Consider the following 2558-nt stretch of genomic DNA (forward strand, 5'->3'; position numbering starts at 1 on the left):
GGTTTCTAGTTTGAGGTTTCTAGCTTGAGGTTTCTAGCTTGAGGTTTCTAGCTTGAGGTTTCTAGTTTTGAGGTTTTAAATCCCGTGTCTCTGCCTTTTTTCTTCGTATTACTCAACATGCCCGAAAAAAAAGCGTTTCTAAATTATATAGAAACGCTTTTTTTTATTTTAATTGATTGAGATTCTTTATTGAACCTGTTTTTTATATATCGAATAAATCGTATCGATTGTTTTTCTATCTAAAACTGAAGTTGCATCAGTTTGAATATAATGTAGTTTAAATGCTTGAATAGCCGCAGTTAAATTTTTGGTGTTATAGCCTATTATTCTCAGTGCTGGTTCAATTTTAAAATCAAACGGCGCAGGTTCTAAGACTTCATCTGGCCAAATTCCAAATCCTTTTTCGGCTAATATTTTCCAAGGAAATAGTGCGCTCGGATCCTGCTTTCTTCCAGGTGCAATATCAGCATGACCTAAAAAGTTTTGAGTCGGAATGTTATAATCCTTTTTCAATTTGGTCAATAAAGCAATCAAACTATTAATTTGCGCTTCAGTAAAAGGTTTGAAGCCATTATTATCTAATTCGATTCCAATAGAACAAGAATTTAAATCTGTTGTTTTTCCCCAAGTCGAATTTCCGGCATGCCATGCTCTTAGATAATCATTAAGCATCTGTACAACTTTTCCGTTTTCAGAAATGATGTAGTGGGCGCTTACTTGAGTTTTGGTTTTTGTAAAAGTGTTAATCGTCTGTTGCAGCGAATCTTGCGCAGTATGGTGAATAATAACAAAACTTGGTTTTCTTAAATTAAAATTTACTGTACCAACCCATTCTGTGTTTATTCCGTTTACCAAATAAGTAGAACCTGTTTTAGATAAAGTGTCTTTCACAATTCCCAGTTGTTGCGCATAAGAAGTGTCAATTGCTAAAGGCGGAACAGCAGGAATTGATTTTGCTTCTTTGCTTGTAATCTGGTTTTCTAAAGTTTTCAGCTGCTGATCATAAGCCTTTTCAGTATTCTTGTACGGATTTGTAGAACAAGAGCTGATTATAATAGCCAAAATCAGATAACAAAAATGTTTTTTTGTCATAATTCGTTGTTTTATAAGTTAATAACGATTATTCTGAAATTTTCGTATCTGGGGCGTCTTTTACTTGTTCGGCATCTTCTTTAGAATCTTTATCTTTTTTCTTTTTAGATTTAGATTTAGATTTTTTCATGTCTTTAAAATTGTCCATGAAAGTTTTATACTTTTCAATTTGATCAGGATTTAAAAAAGCAGAGATTTTTTTATCAGTGCTTTCTTTTAAAGCTTTAATCTGCTCAATTTTTTGGTCTTGACTGCTGCTTTCATTTTTCAATAAAATACCTTGCTCTCTTATGCTTTCTGCCAAAACATTTGAAATAGCAATTGCTTGCAACTCATCTAGATTTACTTGAGGCTTCATTTGATCCATGATTATTGCCGCAATTTCTTCTGGAGGAGTTTCTTTAGGCTTGCTTGGTGTGCTTTGTTGTGGTCCAGCCATCATACTTCTATCCATGCCCATTCCGCCGCCTCTTCCGTAGCCACCACCATAACCATTACCATAACCATTGTTGTATCCGCCATATTGGGCAGAAGCAGTAAAGCTTAAAAGGCCAAAAACTAAAATAAATAAGATTTGAAAGCGTTTCATAAAAGTATTTTTATCTGTGATTTAACAATTGTTCAGCGTAAATTTAAGCAGGTTCTCCGTATAAATCAAATTCTGTTGCTTCAATTATTTTTATATTAACAAATTCACCAGTTTTAACATAATGCTTAGAAGCATCAATTAGAACTTCGTTGTCAACATCTGGACTATCAAACTCTGTACGCCCTACAAAATGCGCGCCTTCTTTTCTGTCAATAATGCATTTGTAAACTTTACCTACTTTTTCTTGATTCAAGTCCCAAGAAATTTGCGATTGAAGTTCCATGATTTCATTTGCTCTTGCTTGTTTTACATCATCAGGAACATCATCTTCTAATAAATAAGCATGAGTATTTTCTTCGTGAGAATAAGCAAAACATCCCATTCTGTCAAATTTCATTTCTTGAACAAAATCTTTCAAAATTTCAAAATCTTCTTGAGTTTCACCTGGATAACCAACAATTAAAGTAGTTCTAATTGCCATTCCAGGAACAGCAGCACGGAAATCTTTTAATAATTGAGTTGTTTTAGCCTGAGTTGTACCGCGACGCATTGATTTCAAAATTGAGTCAGAAATATGCTGTAACGGAATATCAATGTAGTTACAGATTTTAGGTTCGCGTTTCATTACTTCCAAAACATCCATAGGGAAACCAGTAGGGAAGGCATAGTGTAAACGAATCCATTCAATTCCTTCTACTTTTACCAAGGCTTCCAGTAATTCAGCAAGATTTCTCTTTTTATAAAGATCAAGACCATAATAAGTTAAGTCTTGAGCAATTAAGATTAATTCTTTAACTCCGTTTTTAGCTAAGCCTTGAGCTTCTTTAACTAATTTTTCAATTGGCTGAGAAACGTGAGAACCTCTCATTAAAGGAAT

The 2558-nt window shown here is 33.7% G+C and carries 3 protein-coding genes; all 3 read right to left on the minus strand.

What is annotated here, in order from left to right:
- Positions 1–186 precede the first annotated feature (186 nt).
- Complete coding sequence (locus B3J44_RS17220; protein WP_286969922.1) at positions 187–1092, minus strand: N-acetylmuramoyl-L-alanine amidase; 906 nt, start codon at positions 1090–1092, stop codon at positions 187–189.
- Positions 1093–1120: 28 nt separating this feature from the next.
- Positions 1121–1681 (minus strand): hypothetical protein, encoded by a 561-nt coding sequence (locus tag B3J44_RS17225; protein ID WP_286969924.1) that lies wholly within the window; start codon positions 1679–1681, stop codon positions 1121–1123.
- Between the two features lie 43 nt (positions 1682–1724).
- The coding region (locus B3J44_RS17230) for a MiaB/RimO family radical SAM methylthiotransferase (RefSeq protein ID WP_286969926.1) at positions 1725–2558 on the minus strand (834 nt) is incomplete at its 5' end.

Origin of the sequence: Flavobacterium sp. UBA4854 (genome assembly GCF_002399805.1) — a bacterium.
Classification (GTDB): Bacteria; Bacteroidota; Bacteroidia; order Flavobacteriales; family Flavobacteriaceae; genus Flavobacterium; species Flavobacterium ginsengisoli.

Excerpts from the sequence above, each read along its gene's own strand:
- B3J44_RS17220 (WP_286969922.1), bottom strand. The coding sequence starts at position 1,092 with ATGACAAAAAAACATTTTTGTTATCTGATTTTGGCTATTATAATCAGC.
- B3J44_RS17225 (WP_286969924.1), bottom strand. The coding sequence starts at position 1,681 with ATGAAACGCTTTCAAATCTTATTTATTTTAGTTTTTGGCCTTTTAAGC.